The 24,547-nt window shown below is 69.0% G+C and carries 23 protein-coding genes; 15 read left to right on the forward strand and 8 right to left on the reverse strand.

Translation table 11 applies throughout. The features are described from left to right. Positions 1 to 286: 286 nt before the first annotated feature. The 3 genes from ASD38_RS12120 (at position 287) to ASD38_RS12130 (ending at position 3,194) form a co-directional block, all read left to right on the forward strand. Positions 287 to 1,195 carry a hypothetical protein gene (locus ASD38_RS12120; RefSeq protein WP_156390680.1) on the forward strand — a complete coding sequence of 303 codons (909 nt, stop codon included), beginning with the start codon at positions 287 to 289 and terminating at the stop codon, positions 1,193 to 1,195. A gap of 105 nt (positions 1,196 to 1,300) precedes the next feature. After that, entirely contained in the window at positions 1,301 to 2,575 is a 1,275-nt protein-coding gene (locus ASD38_RS12125) for a glutamate-5-semialdehyde dehydrogenase (RefSeq protein ID WP_056460328.1), read from the forward strand. Further along, positions 2,541 to 3,194 (forward strand): nicotinate-nucleotide adenylyltransferase, encoded by a 654-nt coding sequence (locus tag ASD38_RS12130; protein WP_056440174.1) that lies wholly within the window; start codon positions 2,541 to 2,543, stop codon positions 3,192 to 3,194. Before ASD38_RS12125 ends, ASD38_RS12130 begins: the two co-directional genes overlap by 35 nt. 34 nt (positions 3,195 to 3,228) lie before the next feature. On the opposite strand, the gene ASD38_RS12135 is transcribed toward ASD38_RS12130, so the two are convergent. Further along, positions 3,229 to 4,332 (reverse strand): hypothetical protein, encoded by a 1,104-nt coding sequence (locus ASD38_RS12135; protein ID WP_056460329.1) that lies wholly within the window; start codon positions 4,330 to 4,332, stop codon positions 3,229 to 3,231. Between the two features lie 269 nt (positions 4,333 to 4,601). Between ASD38_RS12135 and rsfS the strand changes: the two genes are divergently transcribed. The 6 genes from rsfS (at position 4,602) to ASD38_RS12165 (ending at position 10,650) form a co-directional block, all read left to right on the forward strand. Then, entirely contained in the window at positions 4,602 to 5,030 is a 429-nt protein-coding gene (rsfS, locus tag ASD38_RS12140) for a ribosome silencing factor (protein WP_162250233.1), read from the forward strand. A gap of 157 nt (positions 5,031 to 5,187) precedes the next feature. After that, entirely contained in the window at positions 5,188 to 5,652 is a 465-nt protein-coding gene (rlmH, locus tag ASD38_RS12145; RefSeq protein WP_056460331.1) for a 23S rRNA (pseudouridine(1915)-N(3))-methyltransferase RlmH, read from the forward strand. A gap of 231 nt (positions 5,653 to 5,883) precedes the next feature. Next, positions 5,884 to 6,957 (forward strand): murein hydrolase activator EnvC family protein, encoded by a 1,074-nt coding sequence (locus ASD38_RS12150; RefSeq protein ID WP_056460333.1) that lies wholly within the window; start codon positions 5,884 to 5,886, stop codon positions 6,955 to 6,957. Positions 6,958 to 7,070: 113 nt separating this feature from the next. Next, complete coding sequence (locus ASD38_RS12155) at positions 7,071 to 8,462, forward strand: S41 family peptidase (protein WP_056440166.1); 1,392 nt, start codon at positions 7,071 to 7,073, stop codon at positions 8,460 to 8,462. A gap of 239 nt (positions 8,463 to 8,701) precedes the next feature. Then, the gene (locus ASD38_RS12160) at positions 8,702 to 9,493 is read left to right on the forward strand and encodes a tryptophan 2,3-dioxygenase (protein WP_056440164.1); all 792 of its coding nucleotides are present in this window, start codon (positions 8,702 to 8,704) and stop codon (positions 9,491 to 9,493) included. Continuing rightward, positions 9,469 to 10,650: a class V aminotransferase gene (locus ASD38_RS12165; protein WP_056460335.1), complete on the forward strand. Its 1,182-nt coding sequence runs from the start codon at positions 9,469 to 9,471 to the stop codon at positions 10,648 to 10,650. The genes ASD38_RS12160 and ASD38_RS12165 overlap by 25 nt, the downstream gene beginning before the upstream one ends. Before the next feature lie 162 nt (positions 10,651 to 10,812). Here the strand turns inward: ASD38_RS12165 and ASD38_RS12170 are convergent, their stop codons facing one another. After that, on the reverse strand, positions 10,813 to 12,402 hold the full coding sequence (locus tag ASD38_RS12170) for a GH35 family beta-galactosidase (protein ID WP_056460336.1): 1,590 nt from the start codon (positions 12,400 to 12,402) through the stop codon (positions 10,813 to 10,815). Between the two features lie 167 nt (positions 12,403 to 12,569). On the opposite strand from ASD38_RS12170, the gene ASD38_RS12175 reads away from it, so the two are divergent. Genes ASD38_RS12175 through ASD38_RS12190 form a run of 4 tightly spaced genes read left to right on the forward strand, consistent with a single transcriptional unit; the run spans position 12,570 to position 16,757 of the window. Then, entirely contained in the window at positions 12,570 to 13,748 is a 1,179-nt protein-coding gene (locus ASD38_RS12175) for a divergent polysaccharide deacetylase family protein (protein WP_056460339.1), read from the forward strand. Further along, a complete protein-coding gene (locus tag ASD38_RS12180) occupies positions 13,745 to 14,260 on the forward strand; it encodes an RNA pyrophosphohydrolase (protein WP_156390681.1) in 516 nt (171 codons plus the stop codon). The genes ASD38_RS12175 and ASD38_RS12180 overlap by 4 nt, the downstream gene beginning before the upstream one ends. A gap of 27 nt (positions 14,261 to 14,287) precedes the next feature. Beyond that, positions 14,288 to 15,958 carry an alpha/beta hydrolase gene (locus ASD38_RS12185; RefSeq protein WP_056460341.1) on the forward strand — a complete coding sequence of 557 codons (1,671 nt, stop codon included), beginning with the start codon at positions 14,288 to 14,290 and terminating at the stop codon, positions 15,956 to 15,958. A gap of 49 nt (positions 15,959 to 16,007) precedes the next feature. Further along, positions 16,008 to 16,757 (forward strand): alpha/beta fold hydrolase, encoded by a 750-nt coding sequence (locus tag ASD38_RS12190; RefSeq protein ID WP_156390682.1) that lies wholly within the window; start codon positions 16,008 to 16,010, stop codon positions 16,755 to 16,757. A 15-nt stretch (positions 16,758 to 16,772) separates the two neighbouring features. Here the strand turns inward: ASD38_RS12190 and sugE are convergent, their stop codons facing one another. The 3 genes from sugE to ASD38_RS12205 form a co-directional block, all read right to left on the reverse strand. Further along, a complete protein-coding gene (gene sugE, locus ASD38_RS12195) occupies positions 16,773 to 17,096 on the reverse strand; it encodes a quaternary ammonium compound efflux SMR transporter SugE (protein WP_056461397.1) in 324 nt (107 codons plus the stop codon). Positions 17,097 to 17,280: 184 nt separating this feature from the next. Then, positions 17,281 to 18,012 (reverse strand): hypothetical protein, encoded by a 732-nt coding sequence (locus ASD38_RS12200; RefSeq protein WP_056460343.1) that lies wholly within the window; start codon positions 18,010 to 18,012, stop codon positions 17,281 to 17,283. 169 nt (positions 18,013 to 18,181) lie between these two features. Then, entirely contained in the window at positions 18,182 to 18,712 is a 531-nt protein-coding gene (locus ASD38_RS12205; protein WP_056460344.1) for an NMCC_0638 family (lipo)protein, read from the reverse strand. A gap of 304 nt (positions 18,713 to 19,016) precedes the next feature. Here ASD38_RS12205 and ASD38_RS12210 point away from each other — a divergent pair, with 304 nt between their 5' ends. Together ASD38_RS12210 and ASD38_RS12215 are read left to right on the forward strand one after the other, a co-directional pair. Then, positions 19,017 to 19,379, forward strand: coding sequence for a response regulator (locus ASD38_RS12210; protein ID WP_056440145.1), 363 nt, complete (start codon positions 19,017 to 19,019; stop codon positions 19,377 to 19,379). A 175-nt stretch (positions 19,380 to 19,554) separates the two neighbouring features. Further along, the gene (locus ASD38_RS12215; RefSeq protein ID WP_268760999.1) at positions 19,555 to 22,281 is read left to right on the forward strand and encodes a PAS domain S-box protein; all 2,727 of its coding nucleotides are present in this window, start codon (positions 19,555 to 19,557) and stop codon (positions 22,279 to 22,281) included. Between the two features lie 109 nt (positions 22,282 to 22,390). Here ASD38_RS12215 and ASD38_RS12220 read toward each other — a convergent pair whose 3' ends face one another. From ASD38_RS12220 to atpD, 3 genes are read right to left on the reverse strand one after another with little or no spacing between them, the layout of a single operon-like run. After that, positions 22,391 to 22,651 (reverse strand): ATP synthase F1 subunit epsilon, encoded by a 261-nt coding sequence (locus tag ASD38_RS12220; protein WP_056440141.1) that lies wholly within the window; start codon positions 22,649 to 22,651, stop codon positions 22,391 to 22,393. Continuing rightward, positions 22,651 to 22,899: a hypothetical protein gene (locus tag ASD38_RS12225; protein ID WP_056440139.1), complete on the reverse strand. Its 249-nt coding sequence runs from the start codon at positions 22,897 to 22,899 to the stop codon at positions 22,651 to 22,653. The genes ASD38_RS12220 and ASD38_RS12225 overlap by 1 nt, the downstream gene beginning before the upstream one ends. Then, positions 22,899 to 24,521, reverse strand: a complete 1,623-nt coding sequence (gene atpD, locus ASD38_RS12230) for a F0F1 ATP synthase subunit beta (RefSeq protein ID WP_056440137.1) — start codon at positions 24,519 to 24,521, stop codon at positions 22,899 to 22,901. Before atpD ends, ASD38_RS12225 begins: the two co-directional genes overlap by 1 nt. Positions 24,522 to 24,547: the final 26 nt, after the last annotated feature.

The raw sequence follows: 24,547 nt of genomic DNA on the forward strand, positions 1-24,547 counted from the left end.
AAGGGGAGGGACTGGGCGTTTGTCGGAAAAGCCCCTGACGTCATCGCCAGCGGCGAGGCCGCGCCTTGAAACCTTGATGGCGAGCCTGCTCTGGCGTCTGGCCGTGTCAAGGACCGGCCTCCGGCCGGCCGCCCCGCGGCGGCCCCTGCGGGGCCGTCCTTGACACGGCCAGACGCCAGAGCTCCGATCCACCAAGGCTTTAAGGTGCGGCCCCATCCGGGGCGGATGGGTCGCCTGACTGGAACCTGAGCGTTGCACGCCACCTCAAGCCGTGCTGACCTCAGACATGAAAGCTTGGCTGATAGCGCTTCTGGCGCTGACACAGATGGGGGCGGCCACGCTGCCCGCGCCGTCCGAACCTTCTCCTGACGATCGAGTTCCACTGGTCGCGATCATCGCGAACCCGTCACTCTATGACGGCCGCCATGTCGAAACCTCCGGTTACCTGAACCTCGAACTCGAGGGTGACGCTCTCTATGTGGGTAAGGACGATTTCGACGCGTTCCAAACTCAGAACGGCGTCTGGTTCAGCGTCCCCAGGATGGACCGAAGCGCTCGGCGTTCGCTAGCTCGCCACTACGTCCACGCGTCGGGCACATTTCACGCCGATCCGAAGGGCGCCTATGGCGCATACCGCGGCACGCTCAGCGTCGAAGGCGTGGAAATCGCCGCCACGCGTCGGCAACTTTCGTTTCTCTACGAGCAGTCCCTATCACCCATTCCATTGCCCTGGCCGCCGGTCATTGGGCTCCTGGTTGGACTTACGGCTTTCGTCTATGGCGGTCACATAATCCGTCGCGCCCTCACGCGTCGCGACGGCGAAGGCCCCCGACTCTCAGCCCACGCTTTTCGCGGTCAATCACGCGCCTGGCTGCTGCTGGTGTGCCTCGTTAGCCTGTTCATGGCGCTTCGGCTGATCGGCAGCGCCCAGATCGTTTCAATGCCGCGTGTTTTTGGCCTTTTCGACATCTGGTTCGCCTTCAGCGTCGTCGAGTGCGTAGTCGGCGCCTGCGGCCTGGCCGCCATGTGGGCGGCTCATGCGACAAGGCGCAGAACCCTATGCGTGATCGCCATCGTTCTGCAGTTGATCGCTCCGGGCGCCCGGGAACTGATGCGGATGGACACGTGGCAAAGTCAGATGACCTACCCCTTTGTCCCCCATGCCAAGGTCTATACTTGGCTTCGCCACCCTTAACCCCCAGCCCCGCTAACACCCCCACCACCCTTTCCCCATTCCCCACACGCCCCAAAGCGCCTAGGTAAGCCTCACTCTGAGCATATCCGGGATCGGAAGGATGGCATGGACGACGCGGGCATGAGCTTGCAGGCGACGATGACGGCGATGGGACAGGCGGCTCGGCACGGGGCGCAGGCCCTGCGCGTGGCCACGCCGGACCAGCGCACCGCCGCCCTGCGCGCCATGGCCGCCGCCATCCGCGCCGACGCGCCCGCCATCCTGGCCGCCAACGCCCGCGACCTTGAAAAGGCCGGGGCCGGCGGTCTGACCGCGCCGATGGTCGAGCGGTTGATGCTGAACCCCGAGCGCCTGGAAGGCGTGGCCGCCGGCGTCGAGGCCGTGGCCGCCATCCCCGACCCGCTTGGCGTCGAGACCGCCCGCTGGACGCGTCCCAACGGCCTGGACATCGCCCGGGTGCGCACCCCGATCGGCGTGATCGCCATGATCTTCGAGAGCCGGCCCAACGTCACCGCCGACGCCGCGGCCCTGTGCGTGCGCTCGGGCAACGCGGTGATCCTGCGCGGCGGGTCCGAATGCCTCCAGTCCAACCTCGCGATCCACGCGGCCATCGCCAAGGGGCTGAAGGCGGCGGGGATCTCGACCGACGCGGTGCAGATCGTCCGCACCCCCGACCGCGACGCGGTGGGCGCGATCCTGGGCGGGCTGGACCGCACGATCGACCTGATCATCCCCCGGGGCGGCAAGAGCCTGGTCGCCCGGGTCCAGCGCGAGGCCCGCGTGGCCGTGCTGGGCCACCTGGAGGGCCTGAACCACGTGTTCGTCCACGCGGCGGCCGACCCGAGGAAGGCCGTCGACATCGTGCTGAACGCCAAGATGCGCCGGGTGTCGGTGTGCGGCGCGGCCGAGACGCTGCTCGTCGACCGCGCGATCGCCGACAAGCTGCTGCCGACCATCGCCGACGCCCTGATCAAGGCCGGCTGCGAGCTGCGCGGCGACGGTCCCTCGCGGGCCATCGAGCCCACGATGAAAGCGGCCGTCGAGGCCGACTGGTCGACCGAATATCTGGCGCCGGTGATCTCGGTGGCCGTGGTCGACGGGGTGGAGGGCGCGGCCGCCCACATCGCCGCCTACGGCTCGGGCCACACCGACGCGATCGTCACGGAAGACGCGGCCGCCGCCGAGCGGTTCGTCGCCCTGGTCGACAGCGCCATCGTGTTGGTCAACGCCTCGACCCAGTTCGCCGACGGCGGCGAGTTCGGCTTCGGGGCCGAGATCGGCATCGCCACCGACAAACTCCATGCCCGCGGTCCGGTCGGGGCCGAGCAACTGACGACATTCAAATATGTGGTTCGCGGGACCGGCCAGACTCGTCCCTGAGGCCGGCCGGCCCGCCGCGCAGCGTCTTGGGCTCCATCTGGAGCCGGGCATGCGCGTCGGGTTGTTCGGCGGCAGCTTCAACCCGGCGCACGAGGGCCACGCCCACGTCGCCGAGACGGCGCTTCGACGCCTGGAGCTGGACCGGGTGATCTGGCTGGTCTCGCCGCAGAACCCGCTGAAGTCGGCGCACGAGACCCGGCCCCTGGTCGAGCGCATGGCCGGGGCGCGCCGCTGGGCGCGGGGCGGCGGCATGATCGTCTCCGACGCCGAGACGCGGCTGGGCTCGCAATATACCATCGACACCCTGCGGGTGCTGCGGGCCCGCTATCCGGGCGTGAAGTTCGTCTGGGTGATGGGCGCCGACAGCCTGGCCACCTTCCATCGCTGGCGGGGCTGGACTCAGATCATGCGCGAGGTTCCGGTGGCGGTGATCTCGCGGCCCTGGATCGCCCTGAAGGCCCGCACCTCGCCGGCCGCCCGCCGCTTCGCCTGGGCCCGCCGGCCCGCCAGCGCCGCGGCGATCCTGGCCGACGCCACCGCCCCGGCCTGGGTCTACCTGACCGGCCCGCTGAACTTCGCCTCGTCGACGGCGCTGCGCGGGCGGCAGACGAAGGGGTAGCTCGCCGCTCCGCTCGAGAGCGGCGAGCCGGCCTCTAGGCCAGCGCGAGGGTCACCGACCGCGCGACGCCGTCGCCCCCCTTGAGCCAGAGCCTCAGGTGGGTGTTGTCGGCGATCTCGAACGTCATGTCGCCAGCATTGACCAAGGTCGGGTTCGACGAAGGCTGGAACGTCAGGTGTCCACCCACATAGAAGCTCTCGGCGATGGCGGTCAGGTGGCCGCGCCCGCTGGTGGTCGTGCCGCCGCCGGCGATCAGTCGGACGTCGAAGTCGTTGCCGTTGCCCGACGAGTTGAAGTCGACCAGGGCGTTGCCGGCGACCGTCTTGGAGCCCAGCTCAACCTGGGACGACACCCCGGTGATCTGGACGTTGCCGTTGACGTCGACCTTGAAGTTGGGGGCGGCGAAGGCGGCGTCGGAGAAGGTGAAGCCGCGCAGATCCACGCCGTTGGCGACCTGTCGCGGCCCGCCCGCCGCCCATTCGCTGCCGAACAGGGTGGTGGAGCTCCCGACGGGATCGCTTCCGCTGCGGTCGGTGAACAGCACGCCGTAGCGCCAGCCCACGGCCCCGCCCTGGGCGCCAATCCAGCACGCGGCGTCGACGATCGCCGCGGCGTGGTGAAGGCCCGAGATCAGGCTGGCCGCGCTGGCATAGGCGTAGCTCGAGCCGGCGTAGGAGAAGACGTCCGCCTCGATGGCCGAGACGTTGAGCCAGTTGGTGGCCCCGGCGCCCATGTAGGCGGCGGCCGACATCCCGAACAAGGCGCCCTTGGCGGTCGTCACGGCCAGGCCCGTGCCGTTGTCCGAGCTGAAGGCCGTCCCAAAGCCGGTGACGCCCACATAGTTGCGGTTCAGGTTCGACGTCGAGGTCGGCTGGTCCATCTGGAAGCTGCCGAACACGGCCTGACGGGCGCCGGTGTTGTTGGAGCCGTCGGCGATCAGGTCGTAGCGCAGGCCGTTGAAGAAGTCGTTGTGGGTGTCGCGATTGGTCCTGGCGAAGAAGTTCACGTCGCAGTTGGAGGCGATCTCGTTCGCGTCGCGAGCGGTCGTGACGGTCCCCGAGAACGCGCGGGGCGAGCCCTGGACGTCCCCGTTGGGGCTCATGTCGTGGCGGATCAGGCCGAAGGTTTCGGTAGGCATTTCGAATGTCCTCGTTGGTGTGGAATTTGACCAGGACAGGATCGCCGAGAGCCACGCCAGATTCGGTCGCAACGTGAACATAAAGAGAACATTTTAGAGACTCGGAGTCGGCGAGCGCTCGGCGAAAAGCCATCGATAGCGCGTTCGTCGACGGACCTCGGCGAACGCGCGAGGCCGTCGAAATCGCGCACGTCCACGTTCCCCCTCATCTTTTCGAGTCTTCCATGCTATGGGAGCTATTGCGCGAACCCCATCAAGGAGCATTTCCGCTGCGTAGCGACCCCGCGCCCCAGGCGCACGAGGGAACGGTTTCCCCCGAAACCTCGACCAAGAACGAGTCCGAGCTGGACCTGAGTATCAAGGCGCTCGAGACCCTGATCCTGTCGCGTCTCGACGACGACAAGGCCCAGGACATCGTCCACATCGACCTGACGGACAAGAGCTCGGTCGCCGACAGCCTGATCGTGGCGTCCGGCCGTTCGCATCGTCACGTCGGCGCCCTGGCCGACCACATCATCCGGGCGCTCAAGGAGAGCGGCTTCGGCAAGGCGCGGGTCGAAGGCCTGCCGCACTGCGACTGGGTGCTGATCGACGCCGGCGACGTGGTGGTCCACCTGTTCCGCCCCGAAGTCCGCTCGTTCTACAACATCGAGAAGATCTGGGCCGTCGACGCGCCGCACCGGATGGCGTCGAACTAGGCGTTCGCGGGGCCGCCCTCGTCCTTCGACAAGCTCGGGATGAGGGCTATTTATAGTCTGCGTCACCCTTGAAACCTCATCCTGAGCTGGTCGCCCATTCTTGCTTCGGATCGGCTTAGCCGATCCGGGGGAGACGGGGTTTCAACGCAGGGCCTTGATGAAGATCATCCTCCTCACCGTCGGAAAGCTCGGCCGCATGGTCGAGGCGCAGCTGGCCGTGGACTACGCGTCCCGGGCCACCGCGTCCGGCCGCGCCCTGGCGCTGGGACCGGTCGAGATCGTCGAGGTCGAGGCCCGCAAGCCCGGCAAGGCCGCCGAGGCCGAGGTGCTGCGTCCGCACCTGGAGGGCGCCTACGTCGTCGCCTGCGACGAGCACGGCAAGGTGCGGCCCAGCCGGGCCTTCGCCGAGCACCTGGGCCGGCTGCGCGACGACGGACACCGCAGGATCGTGTTCCTGATCGGCGGGGCCGACGGCCTGGATCCCTCGATCCTGGACGCGGCCGACGAGAGGCTGGCCTTCGGGCCCCAGACCTGGCCGCACGCCCTGGCCCGCGCCATGCTGGCCGAGCAGGTCTATCGCGCCGTCACCATCCTGGCGGGCTCGCCGTACCATCGGGATTAGGGTTCGCATCCTAACGCCCGTCATCCTCGGACTTGTTCCGAGGACCCCTAGGCCCGCCGCGCTGCCCGTTGGCGCGAGGCCGCAATCTCACAGCTCTACGGCCCATCGTTCTCTCGGCTGAAACAGGGGTCCTCGGAACAAGTCCGAGGATGACGGGCAGTGAGAGGATGACGACCGGTGGGGGATGGGTTTGGGTTGTCGCTGAAACTCAATGCAGGCATTGATCGCCCCATGTCGCGTCGCGTCGTCCTGATCACCGCCAGCCTCCTGGTCGCCCTGCTGGGCGCGGGCGGCCTCGTCGCGGCCCAGGTCGGCCAGCGCGGGTCGATCAGCCCGAAAGCCCCTCCAAGCCAGAAGGCCCGGGACGAGCAGGCCGCCGCCGAGACCCGCCGCGAAATCGTCGATCTGCGCGGCGAGCTGGACGCCCTGGGCCGCCAGCGGGTCGACGCCGGCGACGACGTCGACCTCAAGCGCGCCCGGCTGGAGGCCCTGCACCAGCGCGAGTCGGCCCTGACCGCCGAGCTGGGCCGCGACCGGGGCCAGCTGGCCCGGCTGCTCAGCGCCCTGCAGCTCTTCCGCCGCGACCCGCCGCCGGCCCTGCTGGTCAGCCCCGGCGACGCCCGCGACGCGGTGCGGGCCGCGATCCTGATCCGCGCCATGACCCCCGAGCTGCAGGCCCGCGCCGACGGCTACGCCCGCCAGGCCCGCGCCGTCGCCGCCCTGCGCCGCGAGGCCGCCGCGGCCTCCGAGCAACTGTTCACCGCCGAAAGCCTGGTCGCCGACCGCAAGGGCGAGCTGGAACGGATGATCGTCGAGAAGACCCGGCTCGAGCGCGCCTACGCCCAGGAGGCCCTGACCGGCGACGACCAGGGCACGCTGGGCGCGCTGACCGACGCCCTGTCGCCCAAGCCGGCGACCGGCCCGCTGAGCCTCAGATCGCCCGCCCCCGGACCGCTGGCCCGGCGCTTCGGCCAGGTGATGCCGGCCGGCGGCCGCGCGGCCGGCCTGACGATCCGCACGGAAAAAGGTCACGTCGTGGCCAGTCCCGCCGCCGCCGTGGTCGAATACGCCGGACCGCTGAACGGCTGGGGCACGGTCTTGATCCTGCGCGCCCAGGGCGCCTACCATCTGGTGCTGGCGGGAATGGACGAGGTTTCCGTCGGACCCGGACAATCTGTCGCACCCGGCGCGACCGTTGGTCGGATGGCGGACCATGGATCTTCGGAGCCAGAACTCTATTTCGAGGTCAGGGAAGATGGTGCGCCGGTCGATCCCGAGCGTTGGTTGAAACAGGGATCGCGGTAAACGGCTTTTTCAGCGATGATGGCCGTCAAATGAACAAAGCTCGGCCTCAGTAACGGGCGGAGCGACAAGTTTTAATGCGACGCTTGGCGTCGTCAGGGAGCCTTCCAGGCCACATGCGCAAGTACCTGCTCATCGGTGTTTCGGCCTTCGTCCTCGGCGCGGGGACCATGGCCTATGTCAGCCCCATCGCCCAGGCGACCAGCTCGACCAAGGGCCAGACCTACAAGATGCTGGAGCTGTTCGGCGACGTCCTGCAGACGGTCGACGCCCAGTACGTCTCCGAGGTCGACAACAAGAAGCTGATCGAGGCGGCGCTGGACGGCATGCTGACCAGCCTGGATCCGCATTCGGGCTACCTGTCGCCCGACAGCTTCGAGGACATGCAGGACACCACCCGCGGCGAATACGGCGGACTGGGCATCGAGGTCACCAGCGAGGACGGCGTGGTCAAGGTGATCTCGCCGATGGACGGCACGCCCGCCTCGCGAGCCGGCATCCAGGCCGGCGACTACATCACCTCGGTCAACGGCCAGTCGGTGCTGGGCCTGACCGTCAACGAGGCCGTCAAGCAGATGCGCGGCCCGGCCGGCGAGTCCGTCACCCTGACCATCGCCCGCGACAAGACCGACCCGTTCGACGTCAAGCTGACGCGCGAGATCATCAAGCCCAAGGCCGCCATCGCCCGGATGGAAGGCGACTACGGCTATGTGCGCCTGCCCGGCTTCAACGAGAAGGCCACTGACGCCCTGACCACGGCGATCACCGACCTGAAGGCCAAGAACCCCAACATGAAGGGGCTGATCTTCGACCTGCGCAACAATCCCGGCGGCCTGCTCGACCAGGCCGTGGGCGTCTCGGACGTGTTCCTGGACGGCGGCGAGGTGGTCAGCCAGCGCGGCCGCGACCCGCGCGACATCCAGCGCTACAACGCCAAGCCCGGCGACCTGCTGAACGGTCTGCCGGTGGTGGTGCTGATCAACCAAGGCTCCGCGTCAGCGGCTGAAATCGTCGCCGGCGCGCTCCAGGACCGCCATCGCGCCGAACTGGTGGGCATCACCAGCTTCGGCAAGGGCTCGGTGCAGACGGTGATCCCGCTGCGCGGCGGGGCCGACGGCGCCCTGAAGCTGACCACGGCCCGCTACTTCACCCCGTCGGGCCGCTCGATCCAGAAGACCGGCATCGCGCCCGACCTGGAAGTGGCCCAGACCAAGGACCAGGCCCAGGACATCGCCAACCGCGTGTGGTTCAGCGAGGCCAGCTTCAAGAACGCGCTGAACGCCGACGAGGGCAAGAGCCGCCAGGGCGTGCACACGCCCGCCGAGGCCCCGCCCGCCGGTTTCGACGAGAAGAAGGGCGACTTCCAGCTGCAGCGCGCGATCGCCGTGCTGCAGGCCGGCTCGGTCCAGTCGGTGCCGAAACTGCCCAAGCCGGCCGCCAAGATCGCCGAAGTCACCGCCAAGGCCGCCGCCGCGGCCGGCAAGGGCCCGCCGATCGAGAAGAAGTAGACCCGTTTCCTTCCTCCCTTGCGGGATGAGGGGGCGCACGGACGCAAAACGCCGCGACAGCCGAAAGGCTGGTCGCGGCGTTTCTGTTCTCCGCCCCCTCGCCCGACCGCCTTCGGAGATCCCGAAGCGGCCGCTTGTTCTGCTTTGCGCGGGCGCCGCGAAACATCGTTTCGCGCCCGAGGCGATCCCCGTGCAAACGAGGACAAATGTGCCGCCCCGAACCGCCTAGGGTCGCCCTCATGGCGCAAGACATGACTTACGCGCGGTACCTCGCGCTGGACCAACTGCTCGCGGCTCAGCAGCCGTTGAGCGACCGTCACGATGAGATGCTGTTCATCGTCATCCACCAGGTCAAGGAGCTGTGGCTCAAGGAGATCATCCACGAGGTGCTCCTGGCCATGCGGCTGATCGCGGACGGCGACGTCGAGCCGGCCTACAAGGCCCTGGCCCGGGTCTCGCGGATCCAGACGGTGATGACCCTGTCGTGGGATGTGCTGGCGACGATGACGCCGGCCGACTATCTCAGTTTCCGGGGCGAGCTGGGCTCCAGCTCCGGCTTCCAGTCGCACCAGTTCCGCACCCTGGAATACCTGCTGGGCCTGAAGGACCAGAGCTTCCTGAAGTTCCACGCCGAGGGCTCGGACGCCCTGGCGCAGCTGCAAGCGGCCCTAGAGGCGCCCAGTCTCTATGACGTCGCCATCGCCCAGCTGGCCAAGGCGGGCCTGGCCGTGCCGGACGCGGTGCTGAACCGCGACTTCGCCCAGGCCTACGCGCCCTCGCCCGAGGTGGAGGCCGCCTGGCTGGAGGTCTATCGCGACACCCCGCGCTATTGGGAGCTGTACCAGCTGGCCGAGAAGCTGGTCGACCTGGACGACGCCCTGGTCACCTGGCGCCACAAGCACGTGCTGACCGTCGAGCGGATCATCGGCGGGCGGCCGGGCACCGGCGGCACCGACGGCATCGGCTACCTGGCCTCGACCCTGCGCCGGCGTTGCTTCCCCGAGCTATGGTCACTGAGAACCAAGCTGTGAGCCTGGCGCGCAAGGACCTGTTCTCGCGCGCGCTGAGCGTTCCGGATCGGCTGCACATGGCCGCCCATAGCCATCATCTGTGGCCCGACGTCACCCTGGCCGCACAGGTCGAGGCGTGGGAGGACGCCGCGATCCTGGCCGACCATAAGTGGGACAAGGCGCTGGGCCAGGTCTATCCGGCCGCCCAGGGCCTGGTCGCCCGCGAGCTCTCCTTGCCCTCGCCCGACAGCGTCGTCTTCGCGCCCAACACCCACACCCTGCTGGCGGTGCTGGTGTCGGCGGTCGGCAGGCGGCCCGTCCGGGTGCTGTCGACCGACGGCGAGTTCCACTCGTTCCGCCGCCAGGCCCAGCGCTGGGTCGAGGCCGGCGAGATCGCGCTGACCCTGGTGGAGAGCGACGGCCCAGACTTCGCCGAACGGTTCCTGGCCACCGCGCGTGAGGGTCAGTTCGACCTGATCTTCGTCAGCCATGTGTTCTTCAAGAGCGGCTTGGTCTTCGATCGCGTCTGGGAATTGGCCGACCTGGCCAGGCCCGAGGGACCGTGGGTGGTGGTCGACGGCTATCACGGCTTCCGGGCCGTTCCGACCGACCTGTCGACCGTGGCCGACCGGATCTTCTACTTGGCCGGCGGCTACAAGTACGCCATGGCGGGCGAGGGCGCGGCGTTCCTGCACGCGCCGCCGGGCTTTGGCCCGCGCCCGGCCCTGACCGGCTGGTACGCCGAGTTCGGCGACCTGGAGGGCCCGCCGGGCGGGGTGGGCTATGGGCGCGACGCTGGCCGCTTCCTGGGCGCGACCTTCGACCCGTCGGGTCTCTACCGCTTCGTGGGGGCGGGACGGATGCTGGAGGCCGAGGGCTTGACCACGACGGTGGTGGCCGAGCACGTGGCCGGCCTGCGGCGGAGCCTGCTGGCCCGGATCGCCGCCGGCGCGGCCGGGCCGCTGAAGGACGCCGTCGTCCTCAACCCGCCCGGAGACGGGCCGCAGGCCCGCTTCCTGGCCCTGCGCCACCCCAGCGCCCAGGCCTGGAAACTGGCCCTGGCGGCCCAGGGCGTGGTGGTGGACGTGCGCGACGACGTGCTGCGGGTCGGCCTTTCGATTTATCACGACGAGGCGGACCTGGCGGCGTTCCGCGCGGCCTGCGGGACCTTGGTCTAGGGCGATCGACATTCACGCTGAGTGCGTGGTCCTCGTCCTTCCACAAGCTCGGGATGAGGACCATTTATAGGTCGGAGTCGTAGAAAAACCTCATCCTGAGCTTGTCGAAGGACGAGATTTTCACCCCAGACGCTGGATGCCGATGCGCTCCAAGGCCGCCCCTCACCGATACCGGTAGAGCCGCACCCGCTGGAGGTCCAAGCCGTCCGGGGCCAGGCGCACATGCCGTCCCTGGTGGGTCTGGTCGCCGTTCAGCCAGCGGCCCTCGCGCCAGACGCCGTTCTCGTAGCGGCCTTCGCGCACGCTCTCGATGCCGGCGATCTCGCCCGGCCGGGTCGAGGCGAAGGTCAGGGTGATCCCCGCGCCCGCCACCAGGAACTCGTCGGGCGACAGCCGGATCACCAGCCCGCCATGCGTCTTGACGTCCTGCTTGTCGCGCGGGGTCCAGGGATCGACGAAGCCGACCGTCAGCTTCCAGTCGCCGAACACGGCCTCCTGGGTCTTGTCGTCGACGACGCCGTCGAAGGTCACGGGCGGGCGGAAGCCGCGCATCGTCCCCTGCCCCCGGTGGGCCAGGATGACCGGCGAGAGCGTGTCCAGCAGGGCGTAGGCCTTGGACAGCGGGCTGTTCTCCGGCTGGTCGACCGACTCGATCGAGAACGGCGAGAAGCCGATGGCGTCGTGCTCGCCGAACGCCCACAGGGCGTTGGCCGGGGCCTCGGGCTTGCCGGCGTTGTTGGCCTCGGGGATGAACAGCGGATTGCCCGGTCGATCATAGGGGGCCGCCCGACGGGTGAAGTCGGAAAAGTAGATGTCCGGGGCCTGCAGATCGATCGACGGGGCGGCGGCGCGCCACACCTCGAACAGGTGCGGCAGGGGGCCGGCGCTGGGATAGCCGCCCGGCGCCGCGCCCGGCCTGTTCAGCGCGGCGTTGACGTACATCGGCAGCGGATAGGCGCGCTTGCCGGCGGCGGCCACGGCCTCGACATAGCGGCCGAACGACCAGGCCTGCCACAGCTCGTCGGTCGCCGGACCTGGGCCGAACACCGTCTCCCAGTCGCCCGAACCGGTCTTGCCCAGCGCCTTGAGCAGGGCCGGCGGGACTGGCTTTTTGAACTCGGCCTCGGCCTGGGCCGCGTGGTCGCGGGCCTGGGGGATCATGCCGACCTCGTTCTCGACCTGGACCATGATCACCGTGCGGCGCTCGCCGTCGACGGCCTTCAGGTGGGCCATCAGGGCGGCGAAGGCCTTGGCGTCGGCGGCCTGGTTGGCCGGGTTGACCGGCGACAGGATCTCCAGCGCCGTCCCCTCGGTCGTGCGGGCCCGCGGGAAGCGAGTCGTGTCGCGCTTGACCCAGGCCGGGGCGTAGCTGGACATGCTGTTCTTCCAGCTGCCGAACCACAGCAGGACCAGCCGCGTGTCATGGGCGCGGGCCTGGGCGATCACGCCGTCGACGACCGTGAAGTCGAACCGGCCCTCGACCGGCTCGATCTGGTCCCAGCTGACCGGGGCCAGCACGGTGTTGAGGTTCAGGGCCTTCAGGGTCGGCCATTGGGCCGCCAGATAGTCCAGGCTCGAGGCGCTGGAATTGCCCAGCTCGCCGCCCAGGATCAGGAACGGCTTGCCGTCGACCAGCAACTGGGTCGTGTCGCCCTGGCGGGCCAGGCGCGGAATGTCCTCGGCGGCGGCGGGCGTGGCCAGCAGGCCGGCGGACAGCGCCAGCGCGCCAAGGATCGGGAGGAGGGATCGCATCGGAGGTCAGATGATCCCATGCGAATGGTCGGATCAATGATGAAGATCGACCGCCCTCGCCCTGGCCCCTCGTCCCGGGCTTTCAGGGCGTTTTTGGAGGGTCGCGCGCCAGTCCGTCGCACCCCTCGTTAACCATATGTTCGAAGCTTGCCGGCTATCTGGCTCCCATGGCCGTGACCTTCTCTCGCAAGCCCGCCTACAGCGTCGCCGTGTCCGCGGACGACCGCGAGCCCGGCGATCTGCGCGCCAGGATCCTGGCGGCGGCGGCCAATCCCTTCATCGGCGCCAGCGCCGCGGCCTTCCTGTTCCTGCTGAGTCTGGCCCTGCTGGTTCTGGTGACCGGCGATCCCAACAAGGGCTCGCCCCTGGTGCGCGCGCCCCTCGACAAGATCGGGACGACCAAGAACATCCCCCAGGGCTGGCGCGAGGCCCTGGTCCCCGAAGGCGACCGCGAGGCGCCGCTGCTGCCCGGCGCCCTGGACCTGTCGAACCTGCCGTTCCTGGGCCACGCCGACGAGCCCGCCCAGGCCGACGCCGTCGCCGCCCCCTCGCCGATCGCCGCCGTCACCGGCCCGCTTCCGGCCGCGCCGCTGGCCGGCCTCTACGCGCCCGGTCCCGGCGGCGGCGTCCTGCCGGTGATCGCCGCCGACGGCCGCACGGCGGCCGAGGCCTACGCCCGCCCGTTCACCGCCGACGGCCGTCCGCGCGTCGCCCTGGTGATCGGCGGCCTGGGCCTGAACCCCCAGACCACCCGCGCGGCCATCGAGACCCTGCCGCCCGAGATCACCCTGTCGTTCGCGCCCTATGCCGAGGGCCTGCAGGGCTGGATCGACCTGGCCCGCAGCCACGGCCACGAGGTGCTGCTGGAAGCGCCGATGGAGCCGGTCGACTATCCCGCCAACGATCCGGGCCCCTACACCCTGATCGCCGCCAACCGGCCCGAGGACACCGTGCGCAAGCTGGAGTGGCTGATGTCGCGCGCCACCGGCTATTACGGCCTGACCAACTATCTGGGCTCGCGCTTCGTCACCAGCGACACGGCGATGACGACCTTCACCCTGGCCCTGAAGGCCCGGGGGCTTGCCTTCATCGACGACGGCCAGGCGTCCCTGCGCGGCGGCCCGATCCCCCGCGCCTCGGCCGACCGGATCATCGACGACGAACTGGCGGCCGGCTCGATCGACGGCCAGCTGAAGATGCTGGAGGTCGGCGCCGCCGGTCGCGGCCAGGCCCTGGGTTCGGGCTTCGCCTATCCGGTGACGATCAACCAGGTGCGCCTCTGGGCCGCCGGCCTGGCCGGGAGGGGCTTGCAACTGACCCCCGCCTCGGCCATGGCCAAGCGATGAGCGCCGGCCACACGCCCCCGTCTTCGCCTTTGGGCGAGACCCATCCCGATCATCGCCCCAATGTCGGCGTCGTGCTGTTCCACCCGGACGGCCGCGTCTGGCTGGGCAAGCGTCACAACCAGCCGCCGCCCTACAACTGGCAATTTCCGCAGGGCGGCGTCGACGACGGCGAGGATCTGCTGGCCGCGGCGCGTCGCGAGCTGGCCGAAGAGACCGGCGTCACCTCGATCGAATATCTGGGCCGCACCGAGAACTGGCTGATCTACGACTTTCCCGCCGACTTCGCCGCCTCGAAGAAAGCCCGTGGATTCAAGGGTCAGAAGCAGGTCTGGTTCGCTTTTCGGTTCCTCGGCGACGAGTCCGAGATCGATCTGGAGGCCGACGCCCATGTCGAGTTCGACGCCTGGAAATGGGGCGCTCTCGACGAAACGCCCGAACTGATCGTACCTTTCAAACGAGCGGTATACGAACAGGTCGTTTCCGCGTTTGGTGGGTTCGCGCGCGGCGGCTGAAATCTTGCCGCGCTGGAGGGGTAGGGCATGGCGGACACGATCCTGCTGATCCACGGCTACGGTTGTGCTGGGGACGTCTGGGATCCCATGGCCGCGCGGCTGCGGGCCGAGGGCTACCGTGTCGTGGCGCCGACCATTCGCTCGGCCGTGCGCACGGTCGACGGCCCCCGGGCGGGCCTGGCCGGCCTGACCCTGGCCGACTATGTCGCCGAGATGAGCGCCCTGGCCCAGGCCCTGGCCAAGGAGGACGGCAGGCGGCCGATCGTCTTCGGCCACTCCATGGGCGGACTGATCGCCCAGAAGGTCGCCGAGGCCGGCCACGCCGATCGCCTGGTGCTGTTCGCCCCCGCCTCGCCGGCCGACGCCCGCGGCAAACCCAAGCTCTCGCCTGTCTTTACGTTCCTGAACATGGCCCTACAGTCCAAGCCCGAGACCAGGGCGGGCAAGATGTGGAAGACGGGCTTCAAGTTCGGCGTCATGAACGTCGTGCCGGCCCCGCGCCACGACGCGCTGTACGCGACCATGGTCCACGACAGCGGGCAGGTGCTGGCCGACCTGGCCTGGCCGCACAAGGATCCGAACAGGGCCGCCCATGTCGACGCCGCGAAAGTGACCGTCCCCGTGCTGGTCCTGGCCGGCGCCCTGGACCGCACCACGCCTCTCGAGGACGTGCAGAAGGTCGGCCGGAAATATCCGGCCGCCGACTTCAAGATCTACCCCAACAACGCCCATTACCTCATAGACGAGCCAAACACGATGAGCATTCTCGACGACGTGATCGCCTGGCTGACGGGCAAACCGAAAGCCGCACCGGCCCCGCCCGCGGCTCCCAAGCCCGCTTCGACGCCGGGGCCCGAACCCGTGAAGGCCGCTGAGCCCGCGCCGGCTCCCGCCCCGGCTCCGGCCAAACCCGTGCCGACCCCGGCCGCCACGACCCCCGCCGCGAAGGCCGCGCCCCCGAAGGCCGCGCCGAAGGCCAAGGCCGCGCCCGCCAAGAACGCCGGCGCCCCCGTCGAACGGTTTGGCCCGGGCACGAAGGGTCCCAAGCCAGACGAACCCACCCCGAGGTCGGCCGCCAAGGTTCGGGTGAAGTCCGTCGCCGCGCCGAAGGCCCCGGGCAAACCGAAGGCCGCCGCCAAGCCCGCTCCGGCCAAGGCGGCCGCGCCCAAGGCGGCGCCGGCCCCCAAGGTCGCCAAGGCCGCGCCGGCCCCGAAGCCGGCGGCCGCGAAAGCCCCGGCCAAACCCAAGGCCCCCGCCAAGCCTGAGGCCAAGCCCGCCGCCGCCAAGGCTCCGGCCAAGACCGCCGCGCCGAAGCCGGCCGCCAAGGCCGCCCCGGCCGCGAAGGCTCCGGCCAAGACCGCCGCTCCCAAGGCCGCGCCCAAGCCCGCCGCCCCCGTGAAGGCCCCCGCCAAGGCCGCCGCGCCGAAGGCCGCTCCGGCTCCGAAGGTCGTCAAGACCGCTCCGGCCGCCAAGCCCAAGGCCGCGGCGGCGAAAGCGCCCGCCAAGGCCGCGCCCGCCCCCAAGGCGACGTCGGCTCCGAAGCCGGCCGCCAAGCCGAAGACCGCGGCCAAGCCCGCCGCCGCCAAGGCTCCGGCGAAGGCGGCGGCCTCGAAGCCCGCCCCGAAACCGGCCCCGAAGCCAGCCAAGGCCCCTGCGGCAAAGTCGACCGCCAAATCTTCACCCGCGCCGAAGAAGTAGCGTGTAGGCTGAACCCTCGGCGCTTTGGCCGAACGAACGGGCGGGACGCGTGGCGACTCCGGTGATCATGGTGCACGGCGCCTTCTGCGGCGGCTGGACGTTCGATGCGTTCCGCCGACCGTTCGAGGCCGCCGGCCACGTCGTCCAGACCCCTGACCTGCTGGGGCATGGCGACGGGGCCCTGGTCGCCGGCCGCTCGATGGCCGACTACGCCCAGCAGGTCGCCGCGCTCTGCGAGGCCTGCGACGGGCCGCCGATCCTGATCGGCCACTCGATGGGTGGACTGGTGGCGCAAATGGCCGCCGCACGGGCGCCGGTGTCGCGGCTGATCCTGCTGGCCCCCTCGCCGCCCTGGGGAATCACCGGATCGTCGCTGGAGGAAGCGGCTTCGGCCGTCAGCCTCTACGCCCTGGGCCCCTATTGGCTCCAGGCCGTGGCGCCGGACTACGGCGTGGTCGAAGGCTACACCCTGGACCGCCTGCCCCGTGACCAGCGCAAGGCGCTCTACGGCCGCATGGTCGCCGAAAGCGGCCGGGCGCTGTGGGAGACACTGAACTGGTTCATGGACCCGTTCATGACCACCCACGCCGGACCGGTGGGCGTTCCGACCCTGGCGATCGCCGGGGGCAAGGACGTGATCCATCCGGCGGCCACCGTTCGCCAGACCGCCGCGCGGCTGGGTGGATCCTGCGAGGTCTTCCCGGCGATGAGCCACTGGCTGCCCGGCGAGCCGGGCTGGGAGGCCGTCGCCGAGGCGTGCCTCGACTTCATCGCCGACGAGAACCGCGCGGCCGCCTGAGGCCACGTTCCGTGTTCAGTGGGCCGGGGTGAACAGCTTCAGCCCCAGGATGCCCGAGACGATCAGCGCCAGACAGACCAGCCGCCCCGCCGTGGCCGGCTCCTTGAACAGCAAGATGCCGACGATGGCCGTGCCGACCGCGCCGACCCCGGTCCACACCGCATAGGCCGTGCCCAGCGGCAGCGACTTCACCGCCCAGCCCAGCAGGCCCATCGAGGCGACCAGGCTGATCCCGGTCAGGACAGTGGGGATCGGGCGCGTGAAGCCTTGCGTGAACTTCAGGCCCACGGCCCAGCCGATCTCGAACAGACCGGCGACGAAGAGGATGACCCAGGCCAAGACCGGCTCCTGCGGCAAGCGTTTTCAAGCGAAGTGGAAACCGGTTCGCGTGGAGAAAACGCGCCCCAAAAAGGGGCGAGCGGGGTCGTCCCCGGAAGAATAGGAAAAGGCGCGGGGTCGTCCCCGCGCCTTTGACTAGATAGGACCACCGGACCGGAGAGCAAGCCCCCGGCTCCGACGCCGCTTAGCGGCTGGTGGTGCTGTACAGGATCTGGGCCTGCTCGAAGTTCTTGCCGATCGAGCTGTCGTCCAGCTTCTTCAGGCGCATGTAGACCAGGCCGGCGTGGCCGTCGGCCCAGGCGTCGTCCCACGAGACCGTCAGGCGCTTGACGTCGCTGACCGTCAGGTCGTTGCGGATCAGGCGAAGCTGCGGCTTGTTCTCCCAGGTCGCCCAGTCGTGCAGGGCGTTGGCCAGTTGCTGGGCCTGGGCGTCGCCCTGGGCGTACTGGATGGTGACGGTGCAGACGTTCTTGTTCGAGCCGGGGTTGTCGACGGCGATCAGATACGGCTTGCCGATATCCATCACCCACTGCTCTTTTTTCTTCTTCATGCCGGCGGCCTTGGCCAGGGACGGCACGTCGCCGCCGACCACGGCCGGCTTGCAGACCTTGTCCAGCACGCCCAGCAGCTGCAGCGAGACCGGGTCGGTGGTGGGCGGACCACGGGTCGGCGCGACATATTCCGGGGCCTGGCCGGCGGGCGGCGCGGCCACGGCGGGCGTCGCCATCATGGCGTCGGCCGGGGCGGCGGGGGCGGCCGGAGCAGCCGGGGTCTGGGCGGCCGGGTCGGCGACCGGCGCCGGCGTCGCGGCGGGCGCGGCGGCGGGCGCGGTCGGAGCCGTCGGAGCGGTCTGCTCCTGGGCGACGGCGGTGGAGACCGCGCCGAGGGCGATCAGGCTGGCGAGCGCAAGGCGCATGGTCGAGTTATCCCCGTTAGGCAAGAGGTCGGCATTAAAACCGACAGGCGTTCCCTCGCAACCCTTATGGTGACGGATTAAGGCGGAGAATGGGTCACAGGTGTAATTTTCTCGCCCCACGGGTGCGGCGTGACGTCTCAGGGGCGAAAGTCAGAGGCCGCCAAGCCGCTCAGGGCTTGGCGGTGTTCAGCAGGAAATTCGGGGCGTCGGGGAAATTGGCCGCCACGACGTCCATCTTCAGGCCCGGATAGGCCGGCGACACATAGTGGCCCTGCTGCATCAACTGATCGCTCTCGCTGATCTTGACGAAGCCGGAGCCGACGGCGATGCCCGCGTGGATCATGATGGCGCGCAGCAGCTGGGCGAAGGCGGCGGGGTCGCTGGTGACCGGCTGGGCGCCGTCGTAGTAGCCGACCTGGCAGAAGCCGCCCTGCGGCGACTGGGCCAGGTAGAACCGCGCGTTGGCCGGCGACACCCAGACCTTGGTCGCCGGTCCCTGCCACATCGCCTTGATCGAGGCGGGCGCCGGCTTCCAGCCGAGCTTGGCGGCCGAGACAGCCACCGCCGCGGCGTTGGTTCCGGCGGGCAGGCAGACCGACTTGAAGACGTCGACCACCTCCTGGCGATAGGTCGGAGCGGCCTGGGCCGAACCGGCGGCCAGCAAGGCCGTCGAAATGAGGATGGTCGCCAAAGCCCGCATCGGTGTTTCCCCGGCGCCCGGACGGCGCGGTCGGCAGCTTAAGCGCAATCGCGGCGTCGCAGAACAACGTTATGTGACGCCGCGACCTTGGGCCGGACGCGGTGGGCGTCACCGCCCGGCGCGCCGAATTTACTTTCCGTGCAACCCGACAGGGGTTCGGTGCTATTCAAGGCGGGTTCCGCGCCCAGGACGCATTTGTCGTCCTCGGTATTTCTCCAGCCCCCATGCTCGGTGTCGAGCGCGCGGTCTGTCGGAAGCGGGCAAGGTGCGTTCTCTTGAAGCAGTCAAGTCGTTCGAGCGTCTGATGGCGGTCGTTCTCGTCGTCGAAGATGAAGTCTTCATTCGCCAGGCGGCGGAGTGGGCGATCGAGGATCTCGGTCATACGCCCCTGATGGCGGAGGATCTGGCCGGCGCGCTGACCCACCTCTCCACCGCCGACCACATCGATGTTCTGTTCGTCGACATTCGCCTGAACGCGCTGTCGCTCGGCGGATACGAGGTCGCCAATCAAGCCATCACCCTGCGGCCGGGTCTGCGGGTGCTCTACACTTCGGGCCGCCCCTTGACCCCCGAGATGAGCGATCTGTTCGTCGGCGGCGGCCAGTTCATCCAGAAGCCCTATTCTCCCGAGCAGCTTGAAATCTCCGTGGGCAAGCTGCTGCACTAGGACTCCGTGATCCTTCAAGTCGAGGGCATGGTCGGTCTGTTCCGAGTCAGGAAACGTCATCTCAAGCCCCAAGGCGGCGCCGAGCGACCGGCAGTCACGCACTCAGACCGCGAAGAGCCCCGCGGCGGGTCAGACCGAGGAATCCATCGTCAAGGCCGGCGCCCTGCAGAGCGCCATCTTCAACAGCGCCAACTTCTCCAGCATCGCCACCGACGCCAAGGGCGTGATCCAGATCTTCAATGTCGGCGCCGAGCGGATGCTGGGCTACACGGCCGCCGAGGTGATGAACACCATCACGCCGGCCGACATCTCCGATCCACAGGAGCTGATCGCCCGGGCGCGGGCCCTGAGCGCCGAGCTGGCGACGGACATCACGCCCGGCTTCGAAGCCCTGGTGTTCAAGGCCTCGCGCGGGATCGAGGACATCTACGAGCTGACCTACATCCGCAAGGACGGCACGCGGTTTCCGGCCGTCGTCTCGGTCACCGCCCTGCGCGACGCGGCCGGGGCGATCATCGGCTACCTGCTGATCGGCACCGACAACACCGCGCGCAAGGAGGCCGAGGAAGCGCTGCTCAAGGCCGGAGCCCTGCAGAGCGCCATCTTCAACAGCGCCAACTTCTCCAGCATCGCCACCGACGCCAAGGGCGTGATCCAGATCTTCAACGTCGGCGCCGAGCGGATGCTGGGCTACACGGCCGCCGAGGTGATGAACACCATCACGCCGGCCGACATCTCCGATCCCCAGGAACTGGTCGCCCGCGCCCGGGCCCTCAGCGCCGAGCTGGCGACCTCGATCGAGCCGGGCTTCGAGGCCCTGGTGTTCAAGGCCTCGCGCGGGATCGAGGACATCTACGAGCTGACCTACATCCGCAAGGACGGCACGCGGTTTCCGGCCGTCGTGTCGGTCACGGCCCTGCGCGACGCGGCCGGCGCGATCATCGGCTACCTGCTGATCGGCACCGACAACACCGCGCGCAAGCTGGTCGAGGAGCAGCAGAAGCGGTCGGATCAACGCCTTCGCGACCAGCAATTCTACACGCGCTCGCTGATCGAATCCAATATCGACGCTCTGATCACGACCGATCCGGCGGGCATCATCACCGACGTCAACAAGCAGACCGAGGCCCTGACCGGCTCGACCCGCGACGAGCTGATCGGCGCGCCGTTCAAGGACTGCTTCACCGATCCCGAGCGCGCCGAGGCGGGCATCAAGCGCGTGCTCGCCGAGAAGTCGCTGACCGACTACGAGCTGACGGTTCGAAGCCGCGACGGCAAACAGACCGTGGTCTCCTACAACGCCACCACCTTCTACGATCGCGGCCGAACGCTGCAGGGCGTCTTCGCCGCCGCGCGCGACGTCACCGAGCGCAAGCGGGTCGAGGCCGAGCTGCAGCAGGCCAAGGCCCACGCCGAGAGCGCCAGCGCGACCAAGTCCGACTTCCTGGCCAGCATGAGCCACGAGATCCGCACGCCGATGAACGCGGTCATGGGCATCGCCGATCTGCTGGCCAAGACCACGCTGACGCCGGAGCAGGACAAGTACGTCCAGATCTTCCGTCGCTCGGGCGACAACCTGCTCAACCTGATCAACGACATCCTGGACCTGTCGAAGGTCGAGGCCTCGCAGCTCGATCTCGAACAGACCGGCTTTTCGCTGAGCGATCACCTGGAGAAGGCGATCGAGATGGTGTCGGCCAAGGCGCAGGAGAAGGGCCTGACCCTGACCTGCGCGATCGCCCCCGGTGTCAGCAACGACCTGGTCGGCGATCCGACCCGTCTGCGCCAGGTCCTGCTCAACCTGCTGGGCAACGCGATCAAGTTCACGGAGGCCGGCGAGGTCGCCCTGAAGGTCGAACGGGATCTCGACGGCCGCGTGCCGACCGCCTTGAGATTCTCGGTGTCCGACACCGGCATCGGGATCGCCGACGACAAGCTTGGCCGCGTGTTCGAGCGCTTCACCCAGGCGGATTCCTCGACGACCCGGCGCTTTGGCGGTTCGGGCCTGGGGCTGACGATCTCCAAGCGCCTGGTCGAGCTGATGGGCGGACGGATCGGGGTGACCAGCGTCGTAGGCCAGGGCAGCGTCTTCGAATTCTCGGTGCCGTTCGAGGTCTGGGCGGCCGCCAACCGGCCGGTCAGCGCGCCCGTGGGCCATGGCCCCGAAGCGCCCTTGCCGCCGCTCCGTATCCTGATGGCCGAGGATTCCGCCGACAACTGCACGATCGCCCTGGCCTATCTCGAGGACACGCCCTACCTGATCGACGTGGCCGAGACGGGGCTGATCGCCTGCGAGATGTTCAAGGCCGGACACTACGACCTGCTGCTGATGGACCGGCAAATGCCGGTGATGGACGGCCTGACCGCGACGCGGGCGATCCGCGCCTGGGAAAAGGCCCATGACCGTCAGCCCACCCCCATCATCGCGCTCACGGCCTCGGCCCTGAAGGGCGACCGCGAGACCTGCCTGGCGGCGGGCTGCACGGCCTATCTGACCAAGCCGATCAAGCAGGACGTGCTGCTGCAGGCGATCAAGGACTATTCGGCCGTCTCGCCGCCCCTCCCGCAAGGCGCCGATCCGTCTACGGACGTTGTCGAGGCCCCCAAGCCCTGGCGGCCGAGCGCGCGGCTCGCGGCCCGCGTTCCGGCCTATCTGGAGAGCTGTCGCGAGCATGTCGTCGCCATGGGCGACGCGCTGAACCGCGACGACTTCGAGGCGGTGATCCTTCTGGGGCACAACATGAGGGGGTCCGGCGGCGCGTTCGGCTTCCTGGCGATCACCGACTTCGGCGCGAGCCTCGAGCAGGCCGCCGAGGACGCCGACCTGGCCGCCTCGCGCCGGCTGGTCGGCGAACTCTCGCGGTACCTGGACATCCAGCGCGCGACGCCGCCGGTGGCCTGAGAGGGCCCGGAGGCCGTCGGCGATATCCGCGCCGCCAAACACAAAACGGCCCGGACGCTTTCACGCCCGGGCCGTCATGTCTCGAGCCCGAAGGCGGGTCTTCGCGGCCTTAAGCCGCCTCGACCGCGTGTTCGGCCAGGATCGTGAAGCCGTCGGGACCGACGTCCGCGAACCCGCCCTGGATGTCGAACAGGCGGACCTTGGCGCCGTCGCGGACCGTGACCCGGCCTTCGCGCAGGGTGGTCATGAACGGGGCGTGGCCCGGCAGGACGCCGAAGTCGCCTTCCGCGCCCGGGGCGTCGACCTGGTCGACCTCGGCCGAGAACAGTTCGCGCTCGGGCGCGACGAGGGAGAAGTGCAGCTTAGCCATTATTCCACGATCTCCACGGCGCCGAGCGCCGCCTCGATGTCTTCGTCGGTCTGGATCTCGGTCCCGCAGAACGGGCAGAAGCGGATGGTGGCCAGCACGACGCCGGTTTCACCATCCTCTTCCCGATGACCCAGATTGAGCAGGATCAGACCGCTGTCATGCTCGATCAGCGAGGCTTCGGGATCCGAAGACACCGCATCCTCGAGTTCTTCGCAGCAGAAGTTGATCAGCTCGAGTTCGTCGGTCATTACGCTTCGCCAGCCAGCTTTTCAGCCTTGGCCACCGCTTCCTCGATCGGGCCGACCATGTAGAAGGCGGCTTCCGGCAGGTGGTCGTACTCGCCGTCCACGATGCCCTTGAACGAGCGGATGGTGTCCTTCAGCTGGACGAAGGCGCCGGGCGTGTTGGTGAACTGCTCGGCGACGTGGAACGGCTGGGACAGGAAGCGCTGGATCTTGCGGGCGCGGGCGACCGTCAGCTTGTCCTCTTCCGACAGCTCGTCCATGCCCAGGATGGCGATGATGTCCTTCAGGGCCTTGTACTGCTGCAGCACTTCCTGGACCGAACGGGCCACGTCGTAGTGCTCTTGGCCGATGATCAGCGGGTCCATGATCCGCGAGGTCGAGTCCAGCGGATCGACGGCGGGGAAGATGGCCTGGGCGGCGATGTCGCGGCTCAGAACGGTGGTGGCGTCCAAGTGGGCGAACGAGGCGGCGGGCGCCGGGTCGGTCAGGTCGTCGGCGGGCACGTAGATGGCCTGGACCGAGGTGATCGAGCCCTTGTTGGTCGAGGTGATGCGCTCCTGCAGGTTGCCCATCTCGGTGGCCAGGGTGGGCTGATAGCCCACGGCCGAGGGGATGCGGCCCAGCAGAGCCGACACTTCGGCGCCGGCCTGGGTGAAGCGGAAGATGTTGTCGACGAACAGCAGCACGTCCTTGCCTTCTTCATCGCGGAAGTACTCGGCGATGGAGAGGCCGGTCAGGGCCACGCGGGCGCGGGCGCCCGGGGGTTCGTTCATCTGGCCGTAGACCAGGGCGCAGCGGCTGCCTTCGGTCGAGCCGTTGATCTTCGGGTCCACGTTGACGTTGGACTCGATCATCTCGTGATAGAGGTCGTTGCCTTCGCGGGTGCGTTCGCCCACGCCGGCCAGAACCGAATAACCGCCGTAAGCCTTGGCGATGTTGTTGATCAGTTCCTGCATGGTCACGGTCTTGCCCACGCCGGCGCCGCCGAACAGGCCGATCTTGCCGCCCTTGGTGTAGGGGCACATCAGGTCGATGACCTTGATGCCCGTGACCAGCACTTCAGCCGTGTTGGTCTGCTCGGCGAAGGACGGGGCGTCGCGGTGAATGGTGCGGTAGATGTCCGACTTGATCGGGCCCTGCTCGTCGATCGGCTCGCCGATGACGTTCATGATGCGGCCCAGGGTGCCGGGACCGACCGGAACGCGGATCGACTCGCCGGTGTCGCGAACTTCCTGGCCGCGGACCAGACCTTCGGTGGCGTCCATGGCGATGGCGCGGACGGTGTTCTGACCCAGGTGCTGGGCGACTTCGAACACCAGGCGCTGGCCCGAGGCGATGTTGACGGTTTCCAGGGCGTTGAGGATCGCCGGCAGCTCGCCGGTGAACTCGACGTCGACGACGGCGCCGATGACCTGCACCAGCTTGCCGGTGCCGGCGCCGATGGTGTCGGGCTTTTCGCGGGTTCCGGCGACCTTCGAAGCGGGTGCGGCCTTGGGGGCGGCGGGCTTCTTGGCGGCGGCGGTCGCGGCGGCGGCCTTGGGAGCGGCGGCAGCCTTCGGAGCGGCGGGCGTCTTCACGGCGGCCGGCTTGGCAGCGGCGGGAGCCTTAGCGGGGGTCTTGGCCATGGCGTTCAGTGTCTTTCGTGCGTCTT

The organism is Caulobacter sp. Root487D2Y (genome assembly GCF_001427165.1).
GTDB lineage: Bacteria > Pseudomonadota > Alphaproteobacteria > Caulobacterales > Caulobacteraceae > Caulobacter.